The organism is Nocardia sp. CDC160, from assembly GCF_035818795.1.
Classification (GTDB): Bacteria; Actinomycetota; Actinomycetes; order Mycobacteriales; family Mycobacteriaceae; genus Nocardia.
This window is the reverse complement of record NZ_JAYKYT010000001.1, coordinates 654,586-681,014: the sequence shown is the minus strand read 5'-3', so window position 1 is coordinate 681,014 and position 26,429 is coordinate 654,586. Positions and strand designations below refer to the sequence as shown.

Below are 26,429 nucleotides of genomic sequence, written 5' to 3'. Positions count from 1 at the left end.
TTGAAAGACACGTAACTTTGCGTCGGGGCCGGGTATCCGGTCGGCGACGGTTAGCTAGCTTCGGAGGCGTTTCGAGCATGGCACGGCAGCAAGAGCGGGCCCGCCGGACACGCGCGGCGATCATCAGGTCCGCCGCCGTTGAGTTCGGGAAGAGCGGCTATGCCGCTGCATCGCTCAACCGCATATTGGAAGGCTCCCGGGCGACCAAGGGGGCCATGTACTTTCACTTCGACTCCAAGGAGGATCTGGCGCGCGCGGTGCTGGAGGCCGCGGTCGACCGCTATCGCGTCTCGACCGAAAGATGGCTTGCCAGAACCGATCTCGGTCCGCTCGACGTGCTGCACGGCATGATCGACGAGATCGCCTTACGGCTGGAGAACGACATCATCATCCAGGCCGAGTTCCGGCTCATCATCGAGCCGGAGTTCTATCGCGACATCCAGGCCGGCGGGGCCCGGATCCTCGGGCGTGCCATCCGGCAGCTCGCGGTGAAGGCCGCCGAGCACAAGCAGTTGCGACCGGACTCCGATCCGGACCGCTTCACCCGCACCTTGGCGGCGGCGCTGGCCGGTCAGCGCTACATCTCCGATGTGCTCTCGGGTCCGGTGGATCTGCGGGCGCGCTTCGCCGAGGCGCTCGAGGTGATCGTGGACGCCACCGCGACACCGGAGTGGACCGAGGAGTTCCGCCGCACCGGCTGGCGGGTGTCCGCAAAGCTCGAAGATCTCAACTTGGGACTCTGACCAGCTGATTTGGGAATAACGCGGAGCCTGTCATAAGCTATCTCCGCTCCCAACGGAAGCCGTTGAGCAAACGGTCCGGAGAGATCCGGCGGGCCCCCTTCGTCTAGCGGCCTAGGACGCCGCCCTTTCAAGGCGGTAGCGCGGGTTCGAATCCCGTAGGGGGTACAACCATGGAAACATGGTTGTCGGAGCAAGTAGCAAGGCCCTGTGGCGCAGTTGGTTAGCGCGCCGCCCTGTCACGGCGGAGGTCGCGGGTTCGAGTCCCGTCAGGGTCGCAGTACAACGCTTGGCATTCGAATCGGGTGCCTTTCGGCCAGGTAGCTCAGTTGGTACGAGCGTCCGCCTGAAAAGCGGAAGGTCGCCGGTTCGATCCCGGCCTTGGCCACTTCGATCGCAGGGAGCCCCTGCTCGCGGAAAGCGCGAGCCGGGGCTCTCTCCGTATAACTTGTGGGGGCCAAGCCCCCACACCCCAGCCGGAGGGCTCCGCCCCCGGACCCCCGCTCCCGGGGTCGATCAGTCCGAATCGTGCATCCTTAGCGTGTTTTCCTGTCTGTGCTTCTGATCTTGGTGCCATGCTGGATTCATGGCTGACGATCAGTGGTATTACTGCCTCAAGCATCATCGGGCCGAGCAGGGTAAGCAGCACTGGTTCGCGGAGCGGATGGGGCCGTACCCGGACAAGGCGACAGCGGAGCGGGCGTTGGATATTGTGCGAGAACGGAATCGGCGGTCCGATCAAGAGGACGACTGACGCCGGAGTGGTGGGGGTGGACGTACTGGTTGGTGCGCTCACGAGGCACTCAGGTTGACCAGGTACGGTTTCGTAGCCAGAAAACGACCAAGCGGAGGGGCATACCTTGAAGGTCACCGTGGTGGTGCCGACCTACAACGAGCGGGAGAACCTGCCGGTGGCGGTGGAGCGGCTGACCGCGCTACCGGTGGCCGACCTGCATGTGCTGGTGGTGGACGACAACTCCCCGGACGGCACGGGTGAGGTGGCCGACAAGCTCGCCGCCGACCTGCCGAACGTGGTGTCCGTGCTGCACCGCACCGAGAAGGACGGACTGGGCCGCGCGTACATCGCCGGTATCACCAAGGCGCTGGACGAAGGCGCGGACGTGGTCATTCAGATGGACGCCGACCTGTCGCATCCGGCCGAGGTCATCCCGGCCATGCTGGACAAGCTGGAGTCCACCGACGCGGGCGTGGTGCTCGGGTCCCGTTATGTCCCCGGCGGTTCCACCGCCGCGGAGTGGAAGTGGTACCGCAAGGCGCTCTCGGCCTGGGCCAACTTCTACGTGAACACGATTCTGCGCCTGGGCGTCAAGGACGCCACCGCCGGTTTCAAGGCCTGGAAGGCGAGCACCCTGCGCGCCATCGACGTGGCCTCGATCAAGTCCAACGGCTACTCGTTCCAGGTGGAGATGAACTACCGGACGGTCAAGCAGGGCATCACGATCGCCGAGGTGCCGATCCGCTTCGAGGAGCGCACCAAGGGCGCGTCCAAGATGAGCCTGAAGGTGCAGCTGGAGTCCGCGGCCATGCCGTGGAAGCTGCTGTTCGGTCGCGCGGTCTAAGTTTTGGGCCAGTGGAGCAGGGTGTCCACGAACAGCTGACGCACCTGCTCCACCTCGGCATCCATCTCGGCCGGATCCCAGCCGCCGACATCTATCGGCGGTAGGACGGCCACGTCCACGACGCCTTTGCGCACGACGGCCGAATTGCGCCAGGCGATTTCACCGGCATTGCGGATCACCACCGGAATGATCGGGACGCCCGCCTGCCTGGCGATGTGGAACGCGCCCTTCTTGAACGGGCCGACGCGCGGGGTGAGCGAGCGGGTGCCCTCGGGCGCGATCACCACCGACAGTCCGCCGCGCAGGGTTTCGACGACGGGCTCCAGGGCGGCCTTGGCGGCCACCGTATTCGCGCGGTCGATGAAGGTCACCTCCACGAATCGCATGAGGGGACCGAAGACCGGGTTCTTGGTGATCTCCTTCTTGGCGATGCCGGTGAATCCGGTGCCGAGCACCTCGGCGAGCACCACGATGTCGAACTGGCTCTGGTGATTGAAGATGAACACCGCCGGGCGCGGGGCCCGCGTGTACTCCGCGCCGACCACGCGGACCTGCACGCCGGTGCCGCGCAGTGTCGAGTCCGCGGCGTGGGTCATCATCGAATCCGCCATCTGGCGGCGCTGTTTGGTGTGCGCCTTGGCGGCGATGCCGAACAGCGCGCCGCCCAGCAGCCCGGTGAATCCGGCGAGGGTGCGGAGGTAGTCGGTGGCCTTGGGTGAGAGCCGGGGCCGGAAATGCAGTACCGGCCAATCCCTTTCGGCCGCCTCCAGCACCACCCGCGGATCCGGGTTGACGGCCACAGGATGGCCCGCGGTCTGCAGCAGCGGCAGGTCGGCCGCGCTGTCGGCGTAGACGTAACTGCGGGTCAGGTCGATGTCATGGGCGATGGCGAAGCGCCGGACGGCGTCGGCTTTGCCACTGCGCCACAGCGGTTTTCCCGCCACGTGTCCGGTGAGCACGCCGTCCTGCACGGCCATGGTGGTGCACAGCACGTTCGGAATGCCGAGCTCCTCGGCAACCGGTTCGACCTGGTAGCGGGTCACCGAGCTGACCAGGACCAGGGTGTGCCCGGCCGCTTCGTGTTCGCGCACCAGCCGCCACGCCTCGGGGTAGATGTGCCCGTACACGCTGCGCGCGAAGAGCTGTCGGCCCACCGCCTCCAGCTCCGATTCGGGGACACCGGACCAGCCGTACATGGCCGACTGCAGGAATCGCTCGTATTCGCCTTCGCTGCGCGCACCGCGAATATTGCCGAGCAGGTCGGCGCTGAGCGCGGCCTGGGTGCTGCTGCGCCGGAACAGTCGTCGGGTCAGCGGCGGTGGATCGAAGCCGCCCACCACGGTGCCGCCGAAATCGAAGATGGCGGCGACGCCGGGGCCCTGCGGTCCGGTGCGTACGGCTTCGAGCGCTTCTTCGAGTTCCATTGCGCCGATGGGCCGTTGGGTGACGCCGACGCCGGGCCGGAGCGGCAGGGCGGACCGTCCCGCTATCCCCCGGACCCGATGCGTCATAGTGTCTCCGCCCGATTGGACGGGTCGAGGGTGGCGGCGCGGGAGATGCGGCCGCCGATGGCGCGCAGTTCCCCGGCGAAGCGCACGCGGCGGGCGGCCAGGTCGGCCGGATCCTCGGACACCGTGAGCAGGCCGTGGTTGTCGGCGAGTTTGAGTGCGCTGCCGAACAATTCGGACGACACCGATTCGGGGCTGTGCAGACGCTGTTGCAGCAGCATCTGCTTGCCGACGTGCAGGCATTCGTCGATGAAGGTCTTCCGGTCGACCGGCAGCAGCGGGTCGCGGGCGGCGAGCCGTTCGGCCACCACGAGTTGGGCGTCGAAGAAGGAGCGCAGCACGCGGTGCGCCATCATGAACCCGGATTCGGCCAGCCGCGCGAGGATTTCGGAGCCGACGGTGCCCGCGGCGGTGCGGCGATGCCATTCCGGATCCACCAGCAGCATCTCCGCGGTGAGCTGGCTGGTGAATTCGGCGCGCTCGGGGAAGAAGAACTCGAACTTGAGCAGATCCCGCAGGCGGTAGGCGGCCTCCCAGCCGACCCGCAGCTGATCCCCCTCGGGCGCTTCCACGGCGGTGAGGATGGCCAGCTCGAGAATCGCGCGATTGACGAACCAGTGCACCGCGCTGTTGCGATAGAACGCCGCCTCCAGATGCGCACCGGCCTGGATGGCGTACACCGGTTCCAGCCCGCCGCGATACACCGTCACCACCTTGGCGACGGCCAACTGCTCGAGCACCACGGCGAGCCCGTGATCGTCTCGGAGCGTGGCGAGTTCGCCGCCCGGCAGTCCCCGCTTCTCGACATAGCCGAGCACGGGCGCGATGGCGGCGCGCAGTTCGTGCCGGGTGAGGGCGCGCTCGTGGACGCCCAGCAGCACCAGCGTGGTGAGCGCGTTGACGGTGACGGGCGTGACGTCGTTGATGCCGACCGCGACCTCGAAGGCCAGCCGCTGCACCGCCCGGTGCTCGAGTTCGAGGACCTGGTCGGGTGCCGGATTCGGGTGTGCCGTCAGCGGATCGCCGTGCACGGCCAACCGGTCGCGCGCCGAGAGCGGGGTCCCGAAGCGGACGTACACGTGCCCCGCGGAGTGCTGCTGATTGCGGACGTAGCGGGCCAGCCAGGCCAGGCCCTCGGCCTGCTTGCGGCCGCCGGTCTGTTCGTCGGCGATGGCCCCGATCTCGTTGAGCCGCTCGTAGGTGATGGAGACCGGCACCAGCATGACGTCGTCGATGCGCTTCGAACGCAGCGCCGCCGCAAGGTAATTCAGCAGCCCGTAGCGCGGTGGGCGCAGCTTGCCGGTGCGGGTGCGCCCGCCCTCGAAGTACCACTCCAGATTGAAGCGCTTGGCCAGCAGGTAGGCGAAGTACTCCTCGACGACCGCCTTGTACACCTCGTCGTCGCCGAAACTGCGGCGGATGAACACGGTTCCGGTGCGCCGCGCGATCGGCCCGATCGGCCAGAACTTGAGATTGGCCCCGCCGACCACGTGATTGGGCGGAAAGTCGTTGCGCGCCAGGATGTCTCCGAGCACGAAGGCGTCCACGTAGGAGCGGTGCGAGGGCAGGAAGACCAGCGGGTAGCGGCGGTTCAGGGTGCGCAGTCGGTCCAGCCCGGACTCGTCGGAATCGACCTTCCAGGTGGAGGCGTGCACGGGCCGCATGGCCTGGGTGAACAGGTCCGACACCAGTCGCGATTGCGCGGCCACGAGCTCGCGCAGCCCCTTCTCGGCGCGGCGGTACACCTCGCGCGCGGGCGCGCCGGACTCGTCGGCGATGGCGTCGAGCCGCCGCAGGAATTCCGGCGAATCGAGAATCTCCTCCACCACCAGCCGCGGCACCTTGTACCGGTCGCCGATAACGGCACGTTCCGCGCGTTCCAGTGCGACAATGCCCGCGCGCACGATGGCGCGCCCGAAAGCGTCGGGCACACCGGCGGTTCCGGGATTGTTGGCGCGCAGCTCGCTGAGCCGGGCGGGCGCTCCGGTCAGCACCAGATGCCGGTCGGGGGCCTTGCTCAGCAGCCGCCGCTGCATGAGCCGGTGCGGTTTGCGCGGATTCGACAGCGTGAGCAGATCGCTGAAGGTGGTGCGCCGCACGCCGTCTCGCTCCGGCGGCAGCCACAGCACGCGCACCGGCACCACCAGCGGATCGTCGCTGCGCCCGACCAGTCGATCGGTGACGGCGGCGGGATCGAGGTCCAATTGGGTGACGGGTGCGGCGGTGCCGAACTCCTGGGTGATGCCGCCCTCGGCGAGCCAGTGCCCGACGAGTTCGCGTTCCACCGGGGAGGCGGCGTCGACCAGGGCGACCACGGACTGCGGAGCGGTGAGCGCGGCTTCGGGGAGCCGACTGTCATGATCGAGCATCGTTGTTCCCTCCGCATGAGCCGCTGCGATCCATTGAAGCCCAAACGGACGCGGCGGGTTGGCAGGTCGCGCAATTAGCCGGTCGGTTCCGGGGTTTCGCCGTGGAGTGCGGCCACCGTGACCGAGGTCGCGATCGAGCCCTCCCCGCTCTGGGAAAGGTAATGCTAACCTCACTCGCAAAGTTAGGTAAGCATAACCTTGGAGGTCTGGTGTCGGTCGCTGACGAACGGGTGCGGGTCGCGGGGGAGCAGCGGTGGGGCGAACACGTCACCGATCCGGTCGCGGCGGTCTCCGCGCTCGCGGCGGCGGATCGCTTCGGTGAGTACGTGGTCTACGAACGACCCGGCGAATGGGTGTTCGCCGCCGACCCGCTCGGCGGGGTCGAGTTGGACGCGAACGAACTCCGGGTGAGCTGGGCCGGGCACACCACCGCGGGCCCGTGGACGGGCAGTCCGGCGCAGACCGTGGATCGCGCCCTGGCCGGGCTGCCGCTGGAGGGTCGCAATGCCTACGGCTGGATCGGATTCGAGTTCTGCGCCTGGTCGCTCGGTGCCACCGAGCACGTGCATCCGCGGGCGACGCTGGCGCACTTGATGATTCCGCGCATCGAGGTGCGCATCGACGCGGGCGGGGTGCGGGTGTCCGGCGCGACGCCCGCCGAGACCGGCGACATTCACGCACTGATCGCCGACGCCCAGCGGTCCGCCCCGCCGCGGGCGCATCCGGTCGACGTCACCGTGGATCCGACGGGCTACCGGGATCGGGTGGCGACCGGTGTCGCCGAGATCGGGGCGGGCAAGTATCAGAAGGTGATTCTGTCGCGGAAGGTGGAACTGCCCTTCGCGGTGAACATTCCGGCCACCTATCGCCTGGGCCGCCTGCACAACACGCCCGCGCGCTCGTTCCTGCTGCGGCTGGGCGGGCTCGAGGCGGCGGGCTTCAGCCCCGAACTGGTGGCGTCGGTGGACCGCGACCGCGTGGTCACCACCGAGCCACTGGCCGGAACCCGTGCCTTCGGGCGCGGCGACGATATCGATCTCGCGGCCCGCGCCGAACTGGTGCGCGACCCCAAAGAGATTGTGGAGCACGCCATCTCGGTGCAGACCTCGTTCGCCGAGATCGCCGCCGTGGCCGAGCCCGACAGCACCGCGGTCAGTGACTTCATGGCCGTGCGCGAGCGCGGCAGCGTGCAGCATCTGGCCTCCACCGTGCGCGGACGGCTGGCCGCCGACCGCAGCCCGTGGGATGCGCTGGAGATGTTGTTCCCGTCCGTCACCGCCTCGGGCATACCCAAGGCCGAGGGCGTGGACGCCGTCTTCCGTCTCGACCACGACCCGCGCGGGCTGTATTCCGGTGCCGTGGTGACGGTTTCGCCCGACGGGGAGTTGGAGGCCACCCTGGTGCTGCGCGCGGTCTACCAGACCGGCGCGGGCGCGTGGCTGCGCGCGGGCGCGGGCGTGGTCGGCCAGTCCCGGCCGGAGCGCGAGTTCGAGGAGACCTGCGAGAAATTGGGCAGCGTCGCGCCCTACATCGTGCGGGCGTGAGGGACACCGTGCGGGCGTGAGAGCCCCGGCGTGGGGTCAGACGCGGAACTCGACGCCGGTCAACCGCTCGGACAGCTCCCAGAGCTGCCGGGCGGTTTTCTCGTCGTGGGAGGCCGCGTTGGAGCTCACCTTGGTCGGGTGGCCGCGCCAGTTGAACCAGTCGGGGCCGTAGTAGCCGCCGGGTTCGACCTCGGCGGTGGCGGCGTACAGGGTTGGCAGCGCGCCCATTTCGGCGCTCTGCGCCACCAGACGGTTGCCGAGGCCGACGATCTGCTCGAGGAGGTTCTGGGTCTCGGAGCTGATCTCGGTGGCCGCGTAGCCGGGGTGCGCGGCCACCGACAGCTTGGCGGAGCCGGTGAGCGTGAGCCGCCGCTGGAGTTCGTAGGTGAACAGCAGCAGCGCCAGCTTGGATTGCGCGTACGCGCCGAAGCGGGAGTAGGCGCGCCGCTCCCAGTTCAGGTCCTCCAGATCGATGCGGCCGATGAAGTGGGTGATGCTGGAGGTGTTCACCACCCGCTCCGAAATCCGGTCCAGCAGTAGGCCGGTCAGGGCGAAGTGGCCGAGATAGTTGGTGCCGATCTGCAATTCGAAGCCGTCGGCGGTCCGGCGCTTGGGCACCGCCATCACGCCCGCGTTGTTGATGAGCACATCGGCCCGCTCGACCGTATCGGCGAAGGCGCGCACCGAGGCCAGATCGGCCAGATCCAGCGGGCGGATCTGTACGTCGCCGGGCATGGTGCGGGCCACCGCCTGGGCCTTGATCTCATTGCGTACCGCCAGGATCACCCGCGCGCCAGCGGCGGCCAGGGCGCGCGCGGTGGCCTCGCCCAGGCCGCTGGTGGCGCCGGAGACGATGATGATTCGACCGGTCTGATCAGGAATATTCGAGGTGTTCCACGCGCCGCCCATAGATGAACTCTATGGCGGGTGGGTCAAATGTGCGCGGCGAGGGCCTTCTTGTCGATCTTGCCGACGGCGGTGACCGGCAGGAAATCGGCCTGTCGCAACACATCCGGGAGCTTGTAGGTGGCCAGGCCGCGGGCGGTGAGGAAGGTCTTGACCTCGCCGAGGGTGGGCGGATCGCCTGCGGTGACGAGCACGACGCAGACCTTCTCGCCCAGGGCCGGATCGGGCAGGCCGACGGCGGCGGCGTGGCGGACGCCCGGGTAGGCGAGCAGGTGCTCCTCGAGTTCGTCGCAGGAGATGTTCTCGCCGCCGCGGTTGATGACGTCCTTGATGCGGCCGGAGACGATGAGGTGGCCGGAGGGGAGACGCCGGACCAGGTCGCCGCTGCGATAGAAGCCGTCGGGGGTGAAGGCGCGCGAATTGTGTTCGGGGGCACGGTAGTAGCCGCGCAGGGTGTAGGGGCCGCGGGTGAGGAGTTCGCCCTCCTCGCCGTCGGGGACGTCGCGGCCCCGCTCGTCCACCACGCGCACCTCGTCGGCAGGGGAGAGGGGGCGGCCCTGGGTCGTGCAGACCAGATCGTCGGAGTCCTCGGCGCGGGTGTAGTTGAGCAGGCCCTCGGCCATGCCGAACACCTGCTGGAGCCGCACGTTCAGGGCGGGCGCGACATCGCGGGCATTCACCTCGGCCAGTCGCGCGCCACCGACCTGGAGCAGGCGCAGCGAGGAGAGGTCAGCGTCCTCCCATTCCACTGCCGCGCACCACAGTTGGGCCAGCGGCGGCACCACCGCGGTGACGGTGACGCGGTGACGTTCGATGGTGGCGAAGGCGCTCTCCGGGCTGGGGTCGGTCACGAAGGCCATGGCCCCGCCGGTGGCGACCGTGCCCAGCACGCCCGGGCAGGCCAGCGGGAAGTTGTGGGCGACAGGGAGTGTCGCGAGGTAGACGTCGTCCGGGCCGAGCTCGCAGACCTCGGCGCTGGCGCGTGCGTTGTAGGCGTAGTCGTCGTGGGTGCGGGCAATGAGCTTGGGTAGGCCGGTGGTGCCGCCCGAGACCAGCATGAGGGCGATGTCGGAGGCATCGACATCGGGGAGGGAATCGCCCTCGGCGGGAACCGAATTCAGGGCAGTGAAGGGGCCGGGGTCGCCGAGCACCAGAACGTGGCGCAGGGTCGGCACGGTCGCGCTCACCTCGGCGGCGAGGGTGCGGCAGTCGAAGTCGCCGAGACGGTCGGCAGCGATGTACGCGACCGCTCCGGAAAGTCTTGTCAGATGCTCGATTTCGGCGCGGCGGTGCGCGGGGAGAGTGAGGACGGGAATGATTCCGGCGCGCAGCAACCCGAACAGGACCGGGATGAACTCCGGAACATTCGGCAACTGCACCACCACCCGATCGCCCGGTCGGATGCCCAATGCCAGGAAGCCGTGTGCCATCCGATCCGCCGCGTGGTCGAGGTCCGCGTAGGTGGTGGTGTGCTCGTCCAGGATCGCGGGCCGTTCGGGCCATTGCCGGGCCGCGTCGCGCAGTAGCTCGCCCAGCGGTTTGCCCGCCCAGTAACCGGCCCGCCGGTACCGCTCGGCCAACTCGGCGGGGAAGGGAACGAAGCCGTCGCGATGGTCCGTGGTGGCGGATGCGGTCGATGTCTCGGCGGATGCGGGCGATGTCACAGCTCTGACCTCTGGCTAGTTAGGGTGGCCTTGCATAAGTTAGGCAACCCTATCTCAATGAGTTACGCTGCTGTCGAACCACATCCGAATCGCCGGATCGATAGCGGCCACCACCTCCCCTCGAGCAAGGAGTACCAGCGGAAATGGAGTCACCACAGGGGTCGGCGAGCATCGCCCGGGACGAGATCCGCACCGCCCTCGCCGCCCACCTCGGCCTCGACCCGTCCGCCATCGGCGACCACGACGACCTCATCCAGCTCGGCCTCGACTCCATCCGCACCATGAAACTCGCGGGCTCCTGGCGCAAACGCGGCCTCCCCGTGAACTTCGCCCAACTCGCCGCCGAACCCACCCTCGCGGCCTGGCACGCCCTCCTCGGCGGGTCGGCACCCGGCCACGCAGCCGAATCCGACGCTGCCGGGGAACGACCTGCTGACCAGCCCAATTCGGGCGGAACGGCGGCTGACCGCGAGCCCACGGTGGCCGACGTCGCCGCGTCGGCGGACTCGGCGGTCGATCCGGCGGACGGTGCTCCCCATGGTGGTGGTGCTGACCTGGCGCGGAATGGGACCGCCGTCGAGGTGAATCATGGCGCTGCTCTTGGTGATCCGAGCGGATTCGCTGCCGCTGTCGCACCGGCGGCAGACGTGCCCAGCGCCGGTATGGCCGACGACGGGAGTCCGTTCGGGCTCGCGCCTATGCAGCACGCGTACTGGGTTGGGCGGTCCGAGGGGCAGGAATTGGGGGCGGTTGCGGCGCATCTGTATGTCGAATTCGATGGGGGCGGAGTCGATTCCGAGCGGTTGGGGGTGGCGGTCGAGGGGTTGGTGCGGCGGCATCCGATGCTGCGGACTCGGTTTCTGGCGGATGGGACGCAGCAGACGCTGGAACGGCCGGGGCGTGAGGTGTGGAGCGTTACCGATCTGCGGGATGTGGATGCGGAATCGGTGGAGCGGGCGCTGGAGGAGTTGCGGGACAGCCGAACTCATCAGTTGATGGCTGTCGAGGACGGGCAGGTCATCGATGTCTCGCTCACCCTGTTGCCGGAGGGCCGGACGCGTCTGCACTTGGATGTGGACATGCTCGCGGCCGATGCCATGAGCTACCGGGTTCTGGTCGCCGATCTGGCGCGGCTCTACCACGGTGAAGAGTTGCCGCCGCAGACCTACACCTTCCGGCAGTATCTCGCCGAACACGGCGGTCCCGCACCGGAACACGATGTGCACCGGGACTGGTGGCAGCACCGCCTCGCGGATCTCCCGGGAGCCCCGGAGCTACCGCGTGCCGCGACCGCAACGGCGGTGTCGGAACCCGCGTCCGAGGCTGCCGGGGGAGCGCGGCGGGCGCGGACCGTGCGGTTGCATCGGTGGCTGTCGCCGGAGGCCAAGGGGCGCATGTTCGCGGCGGCGCATGCGCGGGGGATCACCCCGGCCATGGCGCTGGCCTCGGTGTTTGCCGAGACCATTGGTGGGTGGTCGGCGCAGCGGCGGTTTCTGTTGAATTTGCCGCTGTTCCATCGGGAACCGGTGCACCCGCAGGTCGACGGGGTGGTCGGGGACTTCACCTCCTCGGTGTTGCTGGAGGTCGATGTCACCGAGCCCGCTACCGTCACCGAGCGTGCCCGCACCCTGCAGCGTGAATTGCATGCTGCCGGAGCGCATTCCGCGTACACCGGACTCGAGGTGCTGCGCGATCTGGGCCGCCTGCGCGGTGAGCCGGTGCTGGCCCCGATCGTCTACACCAGCGCCATCAACCTCGGCGAACTCTTCGCCGACCAGGTCACCGCGACCTTCGGCGACCCGGTCTGGATCATCTCCCAGGGCCCCCAGGTGCTGCTGGACGCCCAGGTCACCGAGGTCCGCGGCGGCCTCCTCCTGAACTGGGACGTCCGCGCCGACGCCTTCCCCGCCGACCTGGTCGAAACCATGTTCACCCGCTACATCGACGCCGTCCTACGCCTCGCGGGCAGCGATGACGCGGCCTCGGACGGCACTGCCGCACCCGCGGTCGAGCCGTTCTCCAAAGGCGCGGCCGGTGAGCCGCCTCGCGGTAGTGCGGGGTGGGACGCCGAGGCCGCCGTGCGAATTCCCATTGAGCAGGCGGTGGTTCGCGCTCGCGTGAATGCCACCGACGGGCCGGTGAGTGGGCGTGTGCTGCACAGCGGGCTGTTCGAGTTCGCCGCCACGAATCCCGATGCACCCGCGGTGATCTGGGAATCCGAACCGGTCGGGACACGGGTGCTGAGCTATGGCGAGTTGGCGGCCGAGGCGCTCGCCGTGGCGGGTGCGTTGCGGGCGGCGGGCGTGCGGCCCGGTGATGCGGTCGCCGTGCAATTGCCGAAGGGGCCGGATCAGATCGTGGCTACCGCGGGCGTGCTGGCGGCGGGCGGAGTGTACGTGCCGATCGGGTTCGATCAGCCCGCGGCGCGGCGCGCCGAGATTCTGCGGACCGGGGAGGTCGTCGCCGCGGTGACGGCCGGGGCCGAGGTGCCGGAGGTGCGGACCCTCGCGTTGAGTGCGGCTCGGGTGTATCCGGAACCGTTGGCGGAGGCCGTGATTCCGGATCCGGCGGACATCGCCTATGTACTGTTCACCTCCGGGTCGACCGGAAAGCCGAAGGGTGTGGAGGTGCCGCATCGGGCGGCGATGAACACCATCGACGATCTCAATGAGCGGTTCGGGGTCGGGGCCGGGGATCGGGTACTTGCCCTGTCGGCGTTGGAATTCGACCTGTCCGTGTACGACATCTTCGGGCTGTTGAGCGCCGGGGGTGCGGTGGTCGCGCTGGATGAGGGACAGCGCGGCGAGCCGCGGCGGTGGGTCGAATTGATTCGGCGACACGGGATTTCGGTGCTGAATTGTGTGCCGAGTCTGCTGGACATGCTGCTGGAAGCCGCCGCCGGGAGCCCTGTGGACAGCTTGCGGATGGTGATTCTGGGCGGTGACTGGGTCGATGTGGCGCTGCCGGGTCGGCTCGCGGCGGTGGCCCCGAAGTGCCGGTTCGCGGGGCTGGGCGGTGCGACCGAGACGGCCATCCACTCCACCATCTGCGAGGTCGTGAATGCCGAAGTGCCGCAAGCCTGGTCGGCGGTTCCGTACGGGACGCCGCTGCGCAATGTGCGCTGCCGGGTGGTCGGCCCGTCGGGGCAGGACTGCCCGGACTGGGTGAGCGGCGAGCTGTGGATCGGCGGTGCGGGCGTGGCCGCCGGATATCGTGGCGACCCCGAGCGCACCGCGGACCGGTTCGTCACCCACGAGGGCCTGCGCTGGTATCGCACCGGGGATCTGGCGCGGTACCTGCCCGACGGCTACCTGGAGTTCCTGGGACGCGCCGACCACCAGGTCAAGATCCGCGGCTACCGCGTGGAGCTCGGCGAGGTCGAGAGCGCGCTGCGGGCCCTGCCGGGGGTCCGCCACGCCATCGCCGCCGTGATCGGTTCGGCCGCACCGAAACTCGCGGCCGTCGTGGTCGGCGAGGAAGGCGTCGTGCTCGAGGTTCCGGATCTGCTCGCGGCCGCCGCGGAGCTGCTGCCCGCCTACATGATTCCGAGCCGCGTCGAACTACTCGCCGAACTGCCCTTCACCTCGAACGGCAAACCCGATCGCAAGGCCATCCTCGCGCTGCTGGCCGAGGGCGAGTCGGAGGGCGAAACCATCGCTCCCCGAACCGATGTCGAGCGCGCGGTGGCCGACATCGTGGCCACGGTGCTGGGCCGGGAGTCGATCAGCGTGACGGACGACTTCTTCGCTCTCGGCGGCGATTCCGTGCTCGCCACCGCCGTGGTCGCGCGCGTGCGGGAGTGGCTGGACTCCCCGGACACCGTGGTGGCCGACTTTTTCGCCGCCCGTACCGTCGAGGGTCTGAGCCGTCGATTGCTCGAACGGGAGCGGCAAGCCGGAGCCACGGGCCGTCTCGACGAGGTGGCGCGGCTCTACCTGGAGGTCACCGCAATGACCGACGAGGAGATCCTCGCCCTGTCCTGAAAAGCGCGATCCCCGCGCCCTTTTCGCAGGGCGCGGGGATCGGCGAACACTTCTCAGTGCGAGGCCGGGAGCACGCAGCCGTCGTGCAGGATGCCCAGATCGTGCAGCAGCTTATAGCACGACGGGTCGTCCGGAAGCACCCAGTGGAAGCCTTCCAGGAAGAACGTCGCCACCAGGTTGATGACGATGATCAGCGCCAGGAACCCGATTGCCAGCGTGCCGACCATCCGATGCGGTGTCGCCGGAATCGTCTCGGCGGCCGTCGCGTACGAGAACGACAGCACCACACCGATTGTCGTGATGGCGGCGATGAACAGCACGAACGCCCACACATACAGATGCAGCCCCAGCACCGCCCCGCCGTACCCCGGATCGCCGGGCAGGATGTGCAGCATCGTCTGCCGCCACCCGGTGAAGCCGCCGCCGAAGCAGGCCACAATGGCCAGGCCCCAGCCGACCATGTAGTCGCGCCGAACCAGGCTGCCGGTCATGCCCTTTCGCACGATGTAGGCGGCGCCCAGCGCGGCCAGCATCATGAAATAACGCTGCAGCATGCACAGCGGGCACGGGTAGTCCCAGGTCCCGAACTGGACGCCGAGGCCGCCGCACACCACGCCGGTCCAGCCGACGATGAAGATGACCGCCAGCCAGTATTGGATCTGCCCGGCGAACCCGCCGCCGGTTCCGGTGGTCTCGGCATCGGTCGCCGTCACCATGTCAGCCCCAATCCGAGGCTGCTGGTGATGTGGTACTTCAGCAGCCCGGCGCACACCAGGGCGACGACCCACCAGGCCGCCAGGATGCGCGTGCGGGGACTCTGTTTCCAGATCAGGAACACAATGCCCAGCAAACCCGCGAGTATCAGCGTGTCCATAGTCGCGGACGCTACCTGCTGCGCAGGTCAAAGGCGTTGAAGGCGAGTCGGACACGCCGCGCGCGGTCACTCCGACCCGTGACCGGCAAACGTCGGGATCGGAACCGGTTCCGGCCGAGACCAGACGGGCGCGGCTCCGCGCCCCTAGACTCGACCCCGTGAGCGGTTGGGACATCTCCGACATCCCCGATCAAGCGGGTCGTACCGTCATCGTGACCGGAGCCAATAGCGGGCTGGGGGCGGTCACCGCCCGGGCGCTCGCGGGCGCCGGGGCACGCGTGATCATGGCGTGCCGCAATGAACTCAAGGCGCGGTCGGTGGCCGACGAGATCGGTCCCAATGCCGTGGTGCGGCGGCTGGACCTGGCCGACCTGGCCTCGATTCGCGAATTCGCCGACTCCATCGACGGCGTCGACGTGCTGATCAACAATGCGGGCGTGATGGCGGTGCCGCTCGCCCGCACCGCCGACGGCTTCGAAATGCAGATCGGCACAAACCATCTCGGCCACTTCGCGCTGACCGGCCTGCTGCTGGACAAGATTCGCGATCGGGTGGTCACGCTGTCGAGCGGCATGCACGCCATCGGCCGCATCGATCTCGAGGACTTGAACTGGGAGCGGCGCTCGTATCAGCGCTGGGCCGCCTACGGGCAGTCCAAGCTGGCCAATCTCATGTTCGCGCGAGAGCTGCAGCGCCGCTTGAGCGCCGCCGGATCGGCCAAGGTGTCGGTGGCGGCCCATCCCGGCTATGCCGCGACCGGGCTGCAGGGGCATACCGAGTCCCTCTACGACACGCTCATGTCGATCGGCAACAAGATCTTCGCGCAGAGTGCCGAAATGGGCGCGCTGCCAACCCTTTTCGCGGCGACCGCGGAGGTGGAGCCGGGTGGCTTCTACGGGCCGACCGGGCTGCGCGGTATGCGCGGCTATCCCGGACCGAGCACCTCGACCGCCGCCTCCAAGGACGAGGTCACGGCGCGACGGCTGTGGGAGCTGTCCGAACAGCTCACCAAGATCAACTATCCGTTCGTTCGCAAGTAGCCGGGGGCCGGGAGACGTGAGCATTCCATTCGACCGGCGCGATCAGTTCGACAAGATCCAGCAGGGGCTGCTCCCCGGGGAACAGATCCTGGCCGTCTACGACGCCATCGGGGTGGGCACCGGATTCCTCGGGCTCACCGATCGGCGGGTCGTCATCCAGGACAACTCGTTCGTCGGGAAGAAGATCGCGATCACGAGCATCCCGTACTCGCGGATCTCGAGCGTCAGCATCCTGACCAACAAGTCGTTCGCCGGACAGTTCTTCTCCTCCGGGCACATCGCCATCAGCACCGGGCACCACACCTACGAGGTGGAGTTCCGCGGCGACGAGAAGACGCGCCACGTGCACGACGTGATTCTGCATTACATCCTGCGCTGATCACCCGGAATCCTGCGGGCTGACCGGGGCTCTCCCAGATATTGGGACGCGTATCCCACCGATGGTGTCCTACGCCACACGCACGATTCGCGATCTCTGGTACAGTGCCGGGCATGCAGCGCGTGTATTTCTGGTTTAGCCAGCCCGGCCCGGGTGGGTCGAGCGGCGTGAACCTGCGCTGACATCCTCCACCCCCGAGCCGGACGAAATCAGACCGGCTCCAAGGGGTTTCGCACAACTCTCCGCGGGTCGGCCTGGGACAAGGAAACCCGCAATGACTACCGCCGATCTCGACCGGCACGCCGATCTCGACGACCAGCGCACGCTCAGCGTGAGCCCGCTGAGCTCCCCGCGCGAGGTCCGTGCCGCCCACCCGATCGACGACACCCTCGCCGACACCGTGCGCGCGGGCCGCAAGGCCACCGTCGATGTGCTCAACGGCGACGACGACCGCCTCATGGTGATCGTCGGCCCGTGTTCGGTGCACGATCCCGAGGCCGCGATGGATTACGCGCGCCGCCTGGCCGCCAAGGCCGCCGAGGTCTCCGACCGGCTGCACGTGGTGATGCGCGTGTACTTCGAGAAGCCGCGCACCACGCTGGGCTGGAAGGGTCTGATCAACGACCCGCACCTGGACGGCACCTTCGACATCAATACCGGACTGGACCTGGGTCGCCGCCTGCTGGTCGACATCACCGCGCTCGGGCTGCCGGTGGCGTGCGAGTTCCTCGACCCGATCACCCCGCAGTACATCGCGGACCTGGTCGCCTACGGCGCGATCGGCGCGCGCACCGCGGCCAGCCAGGTGCACCGGCAGCTGTCCTCGGCGCTGTCCATGCCGGTCGGCATCAAGAACGGCACCGACGGCGACGTGCAGGTCGCGGTCGACGGCGTGCGCGCCGCGGCCGCCTCGCACGTGTTCCCCGGCACCGATCTGGACGGGCGCTCCGCGCTCATCCGCACCGCGGGCAACCCGGACTGCCACGTCATCCTGCGCGGCGGCAGCAATGGCACCAACTACGACGCCGCCTCCTGCGCGGAAGCCCTGCTGCGCCTGGAGAAGTCGTCGCTGGCGCAGCGGCTGGTGGTGGACGCCTCGCACGGCAACTCCAACAAGGATCACAACCGCCAGGTCGATGTCGTGACCGATATCGCCGAGCGCATCGCGGGCGGCGAGGACACCGTGGTCGGGCTCATGATGGAATCGTTCATCGTGGCGGGCCGCCAGGACCTCACCCTGGGCCACCCGGAGGACCTCACCTACGGGCAGTCCATCACCGACGCGTGCATCGACTGGGACACCACCGCCGCCCAGCTCGACCGGCTCGCCGACGCCGTCACCCGTCGTCGCGCGGCCCGCGCCTGACCCGCGCCTCCCGACCCGCACCCGCTCGGAGCGAGTTCGCCTCGCGTAGAACGAGATCGGCGTGCACACTGAGTTCGGCCCACACCCAGTCCGGCGGGTGTGGGCCGAACTTCTTTCGGCTGAGACCTTCTTTCGGCTCAGACGCCCGCGGGCCAGTGCGCGCTCGGGGTGGGCGGATCCGTGCGCAGGCGGCCCGCGACCCAGATGTCGCGGCGGGTGCCGCGCTGCACGCCACCGCCGCGGAGCAGGCCCTCGTAGTGGTAGCCATTGCGGCGAACCACGGCGGCGGAGGGGTGGTTGCCGACGAAGGCGCGCCATTCCAGGCGGTCGAAATTCAGGGTCGCGGGGTCCAGGCCGACGCCCGAGACCAGGGCGGCGGCCCGCGTCATGAGGCCCGCACCGCGCGCGGCGGGGGAGAGCCAGTAGCCGATCTCGGCGGTGTCGTCGTCGCGGCGGGGATAGAGCGGGCTCAGGCCGATCATGCCCACGACCGGGCCGTTCTCGGACCGGCGCAGGGCCCAGGTGGGACTGCGCCCGGCCCAGCCGGGGCCGACGATGTCGTAGACGAACTTCTCGGCGTCGGCGCGCTGATAGGGGACCGGCATGGTGGTCCACGCGCCGATGGACGGTTCCTGGCACAGGGCGGTGATGGTGTCGATATCGGAGACGGCGGGCGGTGACAGCCAGACCGCGCCGTCGGTGAGGAATTCCGCGTCCATGCGGTCATGCTGTCACGGAAACGGGCGCGGGCGCATTGTGTTTCCGGTCGGGTGCGGCTGCGCTTGCACCGGGATCGGGTGCGGCGGGGTCGCCGCGTCGGGGCGGTGCGGGGCGTGTCGGACCCCGACCGTAGGATCGATCCGATGGTTGCCGCTCTTCTCGCCGACTTGTTCGAAACACATCGGCCGCATCTGCTCTCGGTGGCCTACCGGCTCACCGGCAGTGTCAGCGATGCCGAGGACGCGGTGCAGGAGAGCTGGCTGCGGCTCTCGGTGGCCCGCCAATCCGAGATCGAGGATCTGCGCGCCTGGCTCACCACCGTGGTCAGCCACATCTGCGTGGACCGGCTGCGCAGCGCGGCGGTCCGGCGGGAAAAGTATGTGGGGCAATGGCTCCCGGAGCCCGTGGTCACCGCGGTGACACCCTCCAGCACGCTCGACCCGCTCGCGGCGGTGGTGCGCAAACAGGAGTTCCGCTTCGCCGCCCTGGTGGTGCTGGACACCCTCACACCGCCGCAGCGCGTGGCTTTCGTTCTGCACGACGGCTTCTCGGTGCCGTTCAGCGAAATCGCCGACATCCTCGATGTTTCCGTGGACTCGGCGCGGCAGCTGGCGGCGCGGGCGCGCAAGGCGGTGGCGCAGGGTCCGGCGGCGGTCAGTGACGATGAACACAATGCCGCCGTGCAGCGGCTGCTCTCGGCGCTGTCCAGCGGAGACGTGGATGCCATTGTGGCGGCGCTGCATCCGGACGTGCGCACCGTCGGCGACGGCGGCGGGCAGGTGTCCACCGCCATCAATGTGGTTGCGGGCGTGGACCGCAATGTGAAGCTGTGGACGGGGCTGTTCCGCCGGTTCCGGCTCTTCGACCTCGAGCGCATCGGCCCGGAGCGCGAGCTGGAGCCGGTGCTGGTCAACGGTCAGTTCGGGATTCTCGCCCACGAGCGCGCCCCGCACGACGGCATTCCGGGCAGCCCGCCGCGGGTGTACGCCTTCACCGTGCGCGACGACAAGGTGTGGGGCGTCTACGACGTGGTCAACCCGGCCAAGCTCGGCGGTGTCCGGGTGCCGCACTAGGCTCCGGTCATGCCGTCGCGTATTCCGACCGTCACCCGTCTGCAGCCGTTCGCCTCGACGATCTTCGCCGAGATGACCGAGCTGGCCGTGCGCCATGGCGCGGTCAACCTCGGCCAGGGGTTCCCGGACAGCGACGGACCGGCGGGAATGCTCGAGGTGGCGCGGCAGGCCATTGCCGACGGGTTCAACCAGTACCCGCCCGGACGCGGCGTCCCGGCGCTGCGCCAGGCCATCGCCGCCGACCGGGCTCGGCGCTACGGGACCCACTACGACCCGGACAGTCAGGTGTTGGTCACCGTCGGGGCCACCGAGGCCATCGCGGCGACCGTGCTGGGGTTGGTCGAGCCCGGCGACGACGTGGTGCTCATCGAGCCCTATTACGACTCCTACGCGGCGGCCATCGCGCTGGCGGGTGCGAATCGGCGCACCGCGCGGCTGGTGCCCGACGGGGACGGCTTCGCGCTCGACCTGGACAGCCTGCGCGCCGCCATCACCCCGAAAACCCGGCTGCTGCTGGTGAATTCGCCGCACAACCCGACCGGGACGGTGCTGTCGCGGGCCGATCTCACCGCCATTGCCGAGCTCGCCATCGAGCACGATCTCTACGTCATGTCCGATGAGGCGTACGAGCACCTGACCTTCGACGGGCACGAGCACATCAGCCTGTCCACCCTGCCCGGCATGTTCGAGCGCACCGTCGTGATCTCCAGTGCCGCCAAGACTTTCAGCGTCACCGGCTGGAAGATCGGCTGGGCCTGCGCGCCCGCGCCGCTGCTGGACGCGGTGCTGGCGGCCAAGCAGTTCCTCACCTTCGTCGGCGGCGGCCCCTTCCAGCCCGCCGTCGCCCATGCCCTGAATCACGAGCAGCCGTGGGTGTCCGCGCTGCGAGACACCCTCTCGGAGAAGCGACTCCGCCTCTCCGCGGCCCTCACCGACGCCGGATTCGGCGTGAAGCGCAGCGACGGCACCTATTTCGTCTGCGCCGACATCACCCCCCTGGGCGCGACCGACGCCTACGCCTTCTGCCGCGAACTCCCCGAACGCCTCGGCGTCGCCGCCGTCCCGGTGAGCGTCTTCGCCGACGACAAGCCCGCCTGGAACCACCTGGTGCGCTTCACCTTCTGCAAGAAGGAGGAAACCATCGCCGAGGGCGTCCGCCGCCTCCGCGCGGGCCACAGCGCCGAGGCGGTCCGGTAGCGAATCGCCCCTGGATGTCCGCGACTGCGGAACGGTGGGGCGTCGGTCCAGTCCTTTGGCTCCTCGAAGGCGGTCCAGCCGTTGGGAAGTGGACCGCGACATCACGCGGTATGGGGCGCGAGTATTGGTCGTGTGATTGAGACGACTGCGGTGCTTGGAGTGGCTGCGGCGGCGTTGGGGCTGGTGCTGACGCCGGGGCCGAACATGATGTATCTGGTGTCGCGGACCGTGTCGCAGGGGCGACGGGCCGGGCTGGTGTCGCTGGCCGGGGTCGCGGTGGGGTTCGGGGTGTATCTCGCGGCCGCGACGGCGGGGATCACGGCGGTGTTCGCCATGGTGCCCGCGCTGTATGTGGGCTTGAAGGTGGCGGGGGCGGTGTATCTGCTCTACCTGGCGTGGAAGACCTTGCGGCCGGGTGGAACCGGGCTGTTCACGCCGACCGAGCTGCCCGCGGATCCGACGCGGCGGCTGTTCACGATGGGGCTGGTCACCAATCTGTTGAATCCCAAGATCGCCATCTTGTACATGGCGCTCATCCCGCAGTTCGTGGTGCCCGCGCACGGCCGCGTCTGGTTGCAGAGCCTGTGCCTGGGCGCGGTCCAGATCGCCATCGCCATCACCGTGAACGGGTTGATCGTGCTCAGCGCCGGGGCGATCGCGACCTTCCTCGCCGGGCGGCCGCTCTGGCTGCGTGCCCAGCGCTTCGTCACCGGCACGGTGCTCGGCGCCATGGCTGCGCTCGTCCTCAACGATCGAACCCGGCCGCTCCCGGCCTGACCGGTGTGCCCGCCACGAATCCCCGTGGCGGGCAACATCTCACGAGCGCAGCGAGCCCGGGTAGAGGAACTCGTCGGCGGGGCGATCGGTGCGATCCAGCCAGGCGGCGAAGAAGCCGGACAGGTCATGGCCCGTGCGGGACTGCATGAACTGGCGGAACTCCGGCATCGAGGCATTGCCGTACTTGTGGCCCATGACGAAATCGCGCACCGCCGGGAAGTAGGCGTCATCGCCCATGGTGCGGCGCAGGGCGTGCAGGAACAGCGGGCCCCGGTAGTAGACCGAGGTGAATTCGTCGCCCTTGCCGGGGTTCTGGAGCGCGATCTCCCAGAACTTCGGATCGTCATGGTATTTCGCGACGGTCTCGCGGTACATCGCGTCGACGTCCTTGCCGTCCTTGCGTTCCGGCCACAGGTAGTCGGCGGTGTAGCTGGCGAAGCACTCGTTCAGGCAGATGTCGGACCACTGCTTCACCGACATGGAGTCGCCCCACCACTGGTGGGTGATCTCGTGCACCACGGTGTCCAGGTCGGTCCAGGGCGCGTAGATGGGCCGCGACTGGGTCTCCAGCGAGAACTGCAGATCGGTATCGACGTAGATGCCGCCCGCGGTGTCGAACGGATAGGGGCCGTAGAGCTGCTCCTGGAAGTCCAGGATCTCCGGCAGCCGCGACTCCACCTCCTTGGCCTTCAGCGCGTCCGGCGCGAACCCGCTCAGCAGCGGAGTTCCATTGGCGCGCCGCTGTTCCAGGAATTCGAACTTGTCGATGGCGATGGTGGTCAGATAGCCCACGACGGGCTGGCGCATCTCCCAGGAGACGGTCCGGTTCGCGCCCGACACGGTGTCGGAGACCTTGTCGCCATTGGACATCACCTCCCACTCCTGCGGGACGGTCGCGTGCAGCGTGAAAGTCGCCTTGTCCAAGGGCGTGTCATTGAGCGGATACCAGCTGCTGGCCGAATGCGGTTCGCCCGCAACGAAAGCCCCGCCGCTGGGCGAGAAGACCCAACCCTCGCCGTCGGTCCCGGTGACCGGGCCCGCGTACTCGACTTGCACGGTGAACGGCAGGCCCGGAAGCAGCGGGATCATCGGGGTGACGACGAGTTCGTGCTCATCGGTGCGATCGAACCAGGCGGGCAGATTGTTGACCGTCACCTTGGAGATCTGCGGGCCGCTGTAATCCAGGTCGAACGTCCGCAGCGCCTGCGTGGCCACGGCGTCGATGCGGGTGTTCCCGGTCAGCTGATGCGACGGCGGATCGTAGGAGACCGAGACGTCGTAATGGCTCGCGTGATAGCCGCCATTGCCGTCCATCGGGTAGTACGGATCCCCGGCCCCGGGCGCGCCCGTCAAGGGATCACCCGAATCCGCCTGTGCCGGAGCCGCGTTCGCGCCCGCCAGCAGTACCGCCCCCACCGCCATGTACCGCCAGTTCCGTCTCATGCGCTCCCGCCGACCCTTTCCACGCCCGATACCCCGACCAGCCCGATGCTAATCGGCGTCGATCTCAGTTGGTGCCGCCCGACACGGCTCAGTTGGTGCTACCGGAGACGGCCACGCTGGCACCCAGCCCGATGATCATGACCCCGCCCGCGCCGCCGACCGCCTCCAGGCGCTTGGGCGACCGGGCGAACCACTCCCGGGCCGTCCCGGCCAGCAGCGCGTACACCGAGTCGGAGATCAGCGCGATCAGCAGGAAGACCGTGCCGAGGATGAGCATCTGCAACGGCACCGCGCCCGCCTTGGGCTCCACGAACTGCGGAAGCACCGCGGAGAAGAAGATCATGGCCTTCGGGTTGGTCAGTCCGACCAGCACCGCCTGCCGCAGCGCCCGACCCTGGGCCACGGGTTCGGCCTTGGCCTCGAAGGCCTCCCGCAGCGAACGCCGGTGCCGAATGGCCTGGACGCCCAGGAAGATCAGATACAGCGCACCGGCGAACTTCACGATCGCGAGCGCGATGGCCGAGGCGGCCAGGACGGTGCCCAGCCCGGCCGCGACCAGACCGAGGATCACCAGGACGCCGATGGAATGGCCCAGCACCGAGAGCAAGGCGGCGCGACGGCCGTAGGACAGGGCCCGGCCGATCACGAAAAGCACACCGGGACCTGGGATTATGATGATGACAGTGGATGCGACGAGGAACGCCAGCAGGTTTGCGGCGGGAATCATCGGATCATTCTATTTTCCAGCGCTCGTCGTGTCGCCCCGAATTTCAGCCGCGATCGATCGGGTTTCAGCCCCGCAATTCGTCGGGCAGCTGCTGGGGGTCCAGCAGCAGCCGCTTGGAATCGGCCCCGCGCACCTTGGCCGCCAGATCAAGATTGTCGGTGAGCAGCTTCCACTCCACCTCGTGAATCTCCTCGCGGGCGCGCTCGATGATGTTCAGGTCCCGGGTGCCCCACGCAATGGGCATGGCGCTCACCGACTGCCAGAGGTCACCGACCGAATTCGGGGCGGTGCCGGTGCGCACCGTCACGGCGGGGACGCGTTCCCCGGCGCGGGTCCGGTGGCCCGGTAGCGAGCGGACCGTGCGGGTCACCAGCGCGTAGCGCGGGCCGTCGGTATCGGGCTTGGCCAGATCGACCAGCGCCAGCAGGGTCGCCCCGTGCCGAGTGGTCTCCGAGACCACCGCGGGCACCAGTTCGCCCGCGGCGTACAGCTTGTCGACCCGGCCGCGATGCGGCTGCCAATACCCGATGAACAGCGCGGTGACCGCGGCCAGCAGGAACGCCACCGCCAGCAGCCACGACCACGGATGGTTCACCCACACCAGGAACGCGACGCCCAGCCCGAGTACGACGGCCGCGGTGTAGGCCCAGATCCGGAGTCGGCGCAGGTACGCGACGACCTCATTGACCGCCCGGGCATGGTCGCGGTCCACCGCGAATTCGAAGCGCCGCACGTGCGTTCCTCCCGCCTTATGGAGGCTCTTCCTCCACTTATCCTATCGTCGGCCCCAACAGGTCGTCGGCATCGGTGATGCGATAGGCATACCCCTGTTCCGCCAGGAAACGCTGCCGGTGCGCGGCATACTCGGCGTCCAGCGTGTCACGTGCGACCACGGAATAGAAGTGAGCCTGGCCGCCATCGTGTTTGGGCCGCAGCAGCCGCCCGAGCCGCTGCGCCTCCTCCTGCCGGGAGCCGAAGGTGCCCGAAACCTGCACGGCCACAGACGCTTCGGGTAGGTCGATGGAGAAGTTGGCCACCTTCGACACCACCAGCACCGGAATCTCGCCGCGGCGGAAGGCGTCGAAGAGCTCCTCGCGTTCCTTGGTGCGGGTGGAACCCTGGATGACCGGGGCGTTCAAATGCTCGCCCAGCTCGTCCAGCTGATCCAGGTAGGCCCCGATCACCAGGCTGGGCGCGTCCTTGTGCTTGGCCAGAATCGATTCCACCACCGGCAGTTTCGTGCGCGCGGTGGAGCAGAGCTTGTAGCGCTCCTCCGGCTCGGCGGTGGCGTAGGCCATGCGCTCGGCATCGGTGAGGGTGACCCGCACCTCGACGCAGTCGGCGGGCGCGATCCAGCCCTGCGACTCGATGTCCTTCCAGGGCGCGTCGTAGCGCTTGGGGCCGATGAGGGAGAACACATCGCCCTCGCGGCCGTCCTCGCGCACCAGGGTGGCGGTCAGTCCGAGGCGGCGGCGCGACTGCAGATCCGCGGTCATGCGGAAGACCGGCGCGGGCAGCAGGTGCACCTCGTCGTAGATGACCAGGCCCCAGTCGCGGCTGTCGAACAGCTCCAGATGCCGGTACTCGCCCTTGGTCTTTCGCGTGATCACCTGGTAGGTGGCAATGGTGACCGGCCGAATCTCCTTGCGCTCACCGGAGTATTCGCCGATCTCGTCCTCGGTGAGCGAGGTGCGGGCCAGCAGCTCGCGCCGCCACTGCCGCCCGGCGACGGTATTGGTGACCAGGATCAGCGTGGTCGCCTTGGCCTTCGCCATGGCCGCCGCGCCCACCATGGTCTTGCCCGCGCCACAGGGCAGGACCACCACGCCCGAGCCACCCGCCCAGAACGAGTCCGCCGCCAGCTCCTGATAGTCGCGCAGATGCCAATCACTGGACTCGAAATCCAGATCGATCCGATGCGCCTCGCCGTCCACGTACCCGGCGAGATCCTCCGCGGGCCAACCGATCTTGAGCAGCATCTGCTTGATGCGCCCGCGCTCGGAGGGATGCACCACGACCGTGTCGTCATCGATGCGCGCGCCCAGCATGGGCTGAATCTTCTTGTGCCGCAGCACTTCCTCGAGCACCGCGCGATCCAGGCTGTTCAGCACCAGCCCGTGCGCCGGATGCTTCATCAACTGCAGGCGCCCGTAGCGGGCCATGGTGTCGACAATGTCCACCAGCAGCGGCTGCGGCACCGCGTACCGGCTGAAGCTGACCAGCGCGTCCACCACCTGCTCGGCGTCGTGCCCGGCGGCCCGCGCGTTCCACAGGGCCAGGGGTGTCACCCGGTAGGTGTGCACGTGTTCGGGCGCGCGTTCCAGCTCCGCGAACGGCGCGATGGCCTGCCGCGCCGCATCGGCCGACTCATGATCGACCTCCAGCAGCAGCGTCTTGTCGCTCTGCACGATGAGTGGGCCGTCGCTCACGAACACCTCCTGGCTTGTCCGGCTCGAATGAGCCTCGTCCATTCTCCAGGAAGCCACCGACAAGGCCACGTGACCTGCGTCCTTTTCGCTGACAGCGCAGGTCGCTAGCC

The 26,429-nt window shown here is 68.6% G+C and carries 22 protein-coding genes and 3 tRNA genes; 14 read left to right on the top strand and 11 right to left on the bottom strand.

All coding sequences use genetic code 11. The annotated features are described in order from the left end of the window. Positions 1-77: 77 nt before the first annotated feature. The 6 genes from VMT40_RS02925 to VMT40_RS02900 all read left to right on the top strand — a co-directional run bounded on the left by VMT40_RS02925 (position 78) and on the right by VMT40_RS02900 (position 2,320). The gene (locus VMT40_RS02925) at positions 78-743 is read left to right on the top strand and encodes a TetR/AcrR family transcriptional regulator (protein ID WP_326309775.1); all 666 of its coding nucleotides are present in this window, start codon (positions 78-80) and stop codon (positions 741-743) included. 92 nt (positions 744-835) lie between these two features. Beyond that, positions 836-908: transfer RNA gene (locus tag VMT40_RS02920), tRNA-Glu, on the top strand. A 36-nt stretch (positions 909-944) separates the two neighbouring features. Further along, positions 945-1,018 (top strand) — tRNA-Asp (locus VMT40_RS02915). A gap of 36 nt (positions 1,019-1,054) precedes the next feature. Next, a tRNA-Phe gene (locus VMT40_RS02910) sits at positions 1,055-1,128 on the top strand. A 198-nt stretch (positions 1,129-1,326) separates the two neighbouring features. Further along, positions 1,327-1,494, top strand: a complete 168-nt coding sequence (locus tag VMT40_RS02905; protein WP_326309774.1) for a hypothetical protein — start codon at positions 1,327-1,329, stop codon at positions 1,492-1,494. Between the two features lie 124 nt (positions 1,495-1,618). After that, positions 1,619-2,320, top strand: coding sequence for a polyprenol monophosphomannose synthase (locus VMT40_RS02900; RefSeq protein WP_326357170.1), 702 nt, complete (start codon positions 1,619-1,621; stop codon positions 2,318-2,320). Here the strand turns inward: VMT40_RS02900 and VMT40_RS02895 are convergent. Continuing rightward, on the bottom strand, positions 2,317-3,831 hold the full coding sequence (locus VMT40_RS02895; RefSeq protein ID WP_326356413.1) for an HAD-IB family hydrolase: 1,515 nt from the start codon (positions 3,829-3,831) through the stop codon (positions 2,317-2,319). The genes VMT40_RS02900 and VMT40_RS02895 overlap by 4 nt on opposite strands. Next, positions 3,828-6,197: a glycerol-3-phosphate 1-O-acyltransferase gene (locus tag VMT40_RS02890; protein WP_326356412.1), complete on the bottom strand. Its 2,370-nt coding sequence runs from the start codon at positions 6,195-6,197 to the stop codon at positions 3,828-3,830. The genes VMT40_RS02895 and VMT40_RS02890 overlap by 4 nt, the downstream gene beginning before the upstream one ends. Before the next feature lie 161 nt (positions 6,198-6,358). Between VMT40_RS02890 and VMT40_RS02885 the strand changes: the two genes are divergently transcribed. Next, complete coding sequence (locus VMT40_RS02885; protein WP_442789890.1) at positions 6,359-7,741, top strand: salicylate synthase; 1,383 nt, start codon at positions 6,359-6,361, stop codon at positions 7,739-7,741. A 36-nt stretch (positions 7,742-7,777) separates the two neighbouring features. Here the strand turns inward: VMT40_RS02885 and VMT40_RS02880 are convergent, their stop codons facing one another. Further along, positions 7,778-8,650, bottom strand: coding sequence for an oxidoreductase (locus VMT40_RS02880; RefSeq protein ID WP_326356410.1), 873 nt, complete (start codon positions 8,648-8,650; stop codon positions 7,778-7,780). A 23-nt stretch (positions 8,651-8,673) separates the two neighbouring features. Next, positions 8,674-10,311, bottom strand: coding sequence for a (2,3-dihydroxybenzoyl)adenylate synthase (locus VMT40_RS02875; protein ID WP_326356409.1), 1,638 nt, complete (start codon positions 10,309-10,311; stop codon positions 8,674-8,676). Between the two features lie 143 nt (positions 10,312-10,454). Between VMT40_RS02875 and VMT40_RS02870 the strand changes: the two genes are divergently transcribed. After that, entirely contained in the window at positions 10,455-14,294 is a 3,840-nt protein-coding gene (locus tag VMT40_RS02870; RefSeq protein WP_326356408.1) for a non-ribosomal peptide synthetase, read from the top strand. Between the two features lie 53 nt (positions 14,295-14,347). On the opposite strand, the gene VMT40_RS02865 is transcribed toward VMT40_RS02870, so the two are convergent. Then, positions 14,348-15,010, bottom strand: coding sequence for a disulfide bond formation protein B (locus VMT40_RS02865; protein WP_326356407.1), 663 nt, complete (start codon positions 15,008-15,010; stop codon positions 14,348-14,350). Continuing rightward, positions 15,004-15,168, bottom strand: a complete 165-nt coding sequence (locus VMT40_RS02860) for a DUF5993 family protein (RefSeq protein ID WP_326356406.1) — start codon at positions 15,166-15,168, stop codon at positions 15,004-15,006. The genes VMT40_RS02865 and VMT40_RS02860 overlap by 7 nt, the downstream gene beginning before the upstream one ends. A 158-nt stretch (positions 15,169-15,326) precedes the next feature. Here VMT40_RS02860 and VMT40_RS02855 point away from each other — a divergent pair, with 158 nt between their 5' ends. The 3 genes from VMT40_RS02855 to VMT40_RS02845 all read left to right on the top strand — a co-directional run bounded on the left by VMT40_RS02855 (position 15,327) and on the right by VMT40_RS02845 (position 17,953). Next, positions 15,327-16,208, top strand: coding sequence for an oxidoreductase (locus VMT40_RS02855; protein WP_326356405.1), 882 nt, complete (start codon positions 15,327-15,329; stop codon positions 16,206-16,208). A gap of 16 nt (positions 16,209-16,224) precedes the next feature. Then, complete coding sequence (locus tag VMT40_RS02850; RefSeq protein ID WP_326309764.1) at positions 16,225-16,587, top strand: PH domain-containing protein; 363 nt, start codon at positions 16,225-16,227, stop codon at positions 16,585-16,587. A gap of 274 nt (positions 16,588-16,861) precedes the next feature. Further along, entirely contained in the window at positions 16,862-17,953 is a 1,092-nt protein-coding gene (locus VMT40_RS02845) for a 3-deoxy-7-phosphoheptulonate synthase (RefSeq protein WP_326309763.1), read from the top strand. 137 nt (positions 17,954-18,090) lie between these two features. Here VMT40_RS02845 and VMT40_RS02840 read toward each other — a convergent pair whose 3' ends face one another. Then, the gene (locus VMT40_RS02840) at positions 18,091-18,672 is read right to left on the bottom strand and encodes a GNAT family N-acetyltransferase (protein ID WP_326356404.1); all 582 of its coding nucleotides are present in this window, start codon (positions 18,670-18,672) and stop codon (positions 18,091-18,093) included. A 144-nt stretch (positions 18,673-18,816) separates the two neighbouring features. Between VMT40_RS02840 and VMT40_RS02835 the strand changes: the two genes are divergently transcribed. The 3 genes from VMT40_RS02835 to VMT40_RS02825 all read left to right on the top strand — a co-directional run bounded on the left by VMT40_RS02835 (position 18,817) and on the right by VMT40_RS02825 (position 21,720). Continuing rightward, entirely contained in the window at positions 18,817-19,746 is a 930-nt protein-coding gene (locus VMT40_RS02835) for a sigma-70 family RNA polymerase sigma factor (RefSeq protein WP_326356403.1), read from the top strand. A 9-nt stretch (positions 19,747-19,755) separates the two neighbouring features. After that, positions 19,756-20,943: a pyridoxal phosphate-dependent aminotransferase gene (locus tag VMT40_RS02830; RefSeq protein WP_326356402.1), complete on the top strand. Its 1,188-nt coding sequence runs from the start codon at positions 19,756-19,758 to the stop codon at positions 20,941-20,943. Positions 20,944-21,075: 132 nt separating this feature from the next. Next, positions 21,076-21,720 (top strand): LysE family translocator, encoded by a 645-nt coding sequence (locus VMT40_RS02825; protein ID WP_326356401.1) that lies wholly within the window; start codon positions 21,076-21,078, stop codon positions 21,718-21,720. A 39-nt stretch (positions 21,721-21,759) separates the two neighbouring features. Here VMT40_RS02825 and VMT40_RS02820 read toward each other — a convergent pair whose 3' ends face one another. From VMT40_RS02820 to VMT40_RS02805, 4 genes are all read right to left on the bottom strand, one after another. Continuing rightward, positions 21,760-23,163: a M1 family metallopeptidase gene (locus VMT40_RS02820; protein WP_326356400.1), complete on the bottom strand. Its 1,404-nt coding sequence runs from the start codon at positions 23,161-23,163 to the stop codon at positions 21,760-21,762. Positions 23,164-23,251: 88 nt separating this feature from the next. Continuing rightward, a complete protein-coding gene (locus tag VMT40_RS02815) occupies positions 23,252-23,890 on the bottom strand; it encodes a LysE family translocator (RefSeq protein WP_326356399.1) in 639 nt (212 codons plus the stop codon). 64 nt (positions 23,891-23,954) lie between these two features. Next, the gene (locus tag VMT40_RS02810; RefSeq protein WP_326356398.1) at positions 23,955-24,623 is read right to left on the bottom strand and encodes a DUF3239 domain-containing protein; all 669 of its coding nucleotides are present in this window, start codon (positions 24,621-24,623) and stop codon (positions 23,955-23,957) included. A gap of 37 nt (positions 24,624-24,660) precedes the next feature. Continuing rightward, entirely contained in the window at positions 24,661-26,319 is a 1,659-nt protein-coding gene (locus tag VMT40_RS02805) for a DNA repair helicase XPB (RefSeq protein WP_326356397.1), read from the bottom strand. Positions 26,320-26,429: the final 110 nt, after the last annotated feature.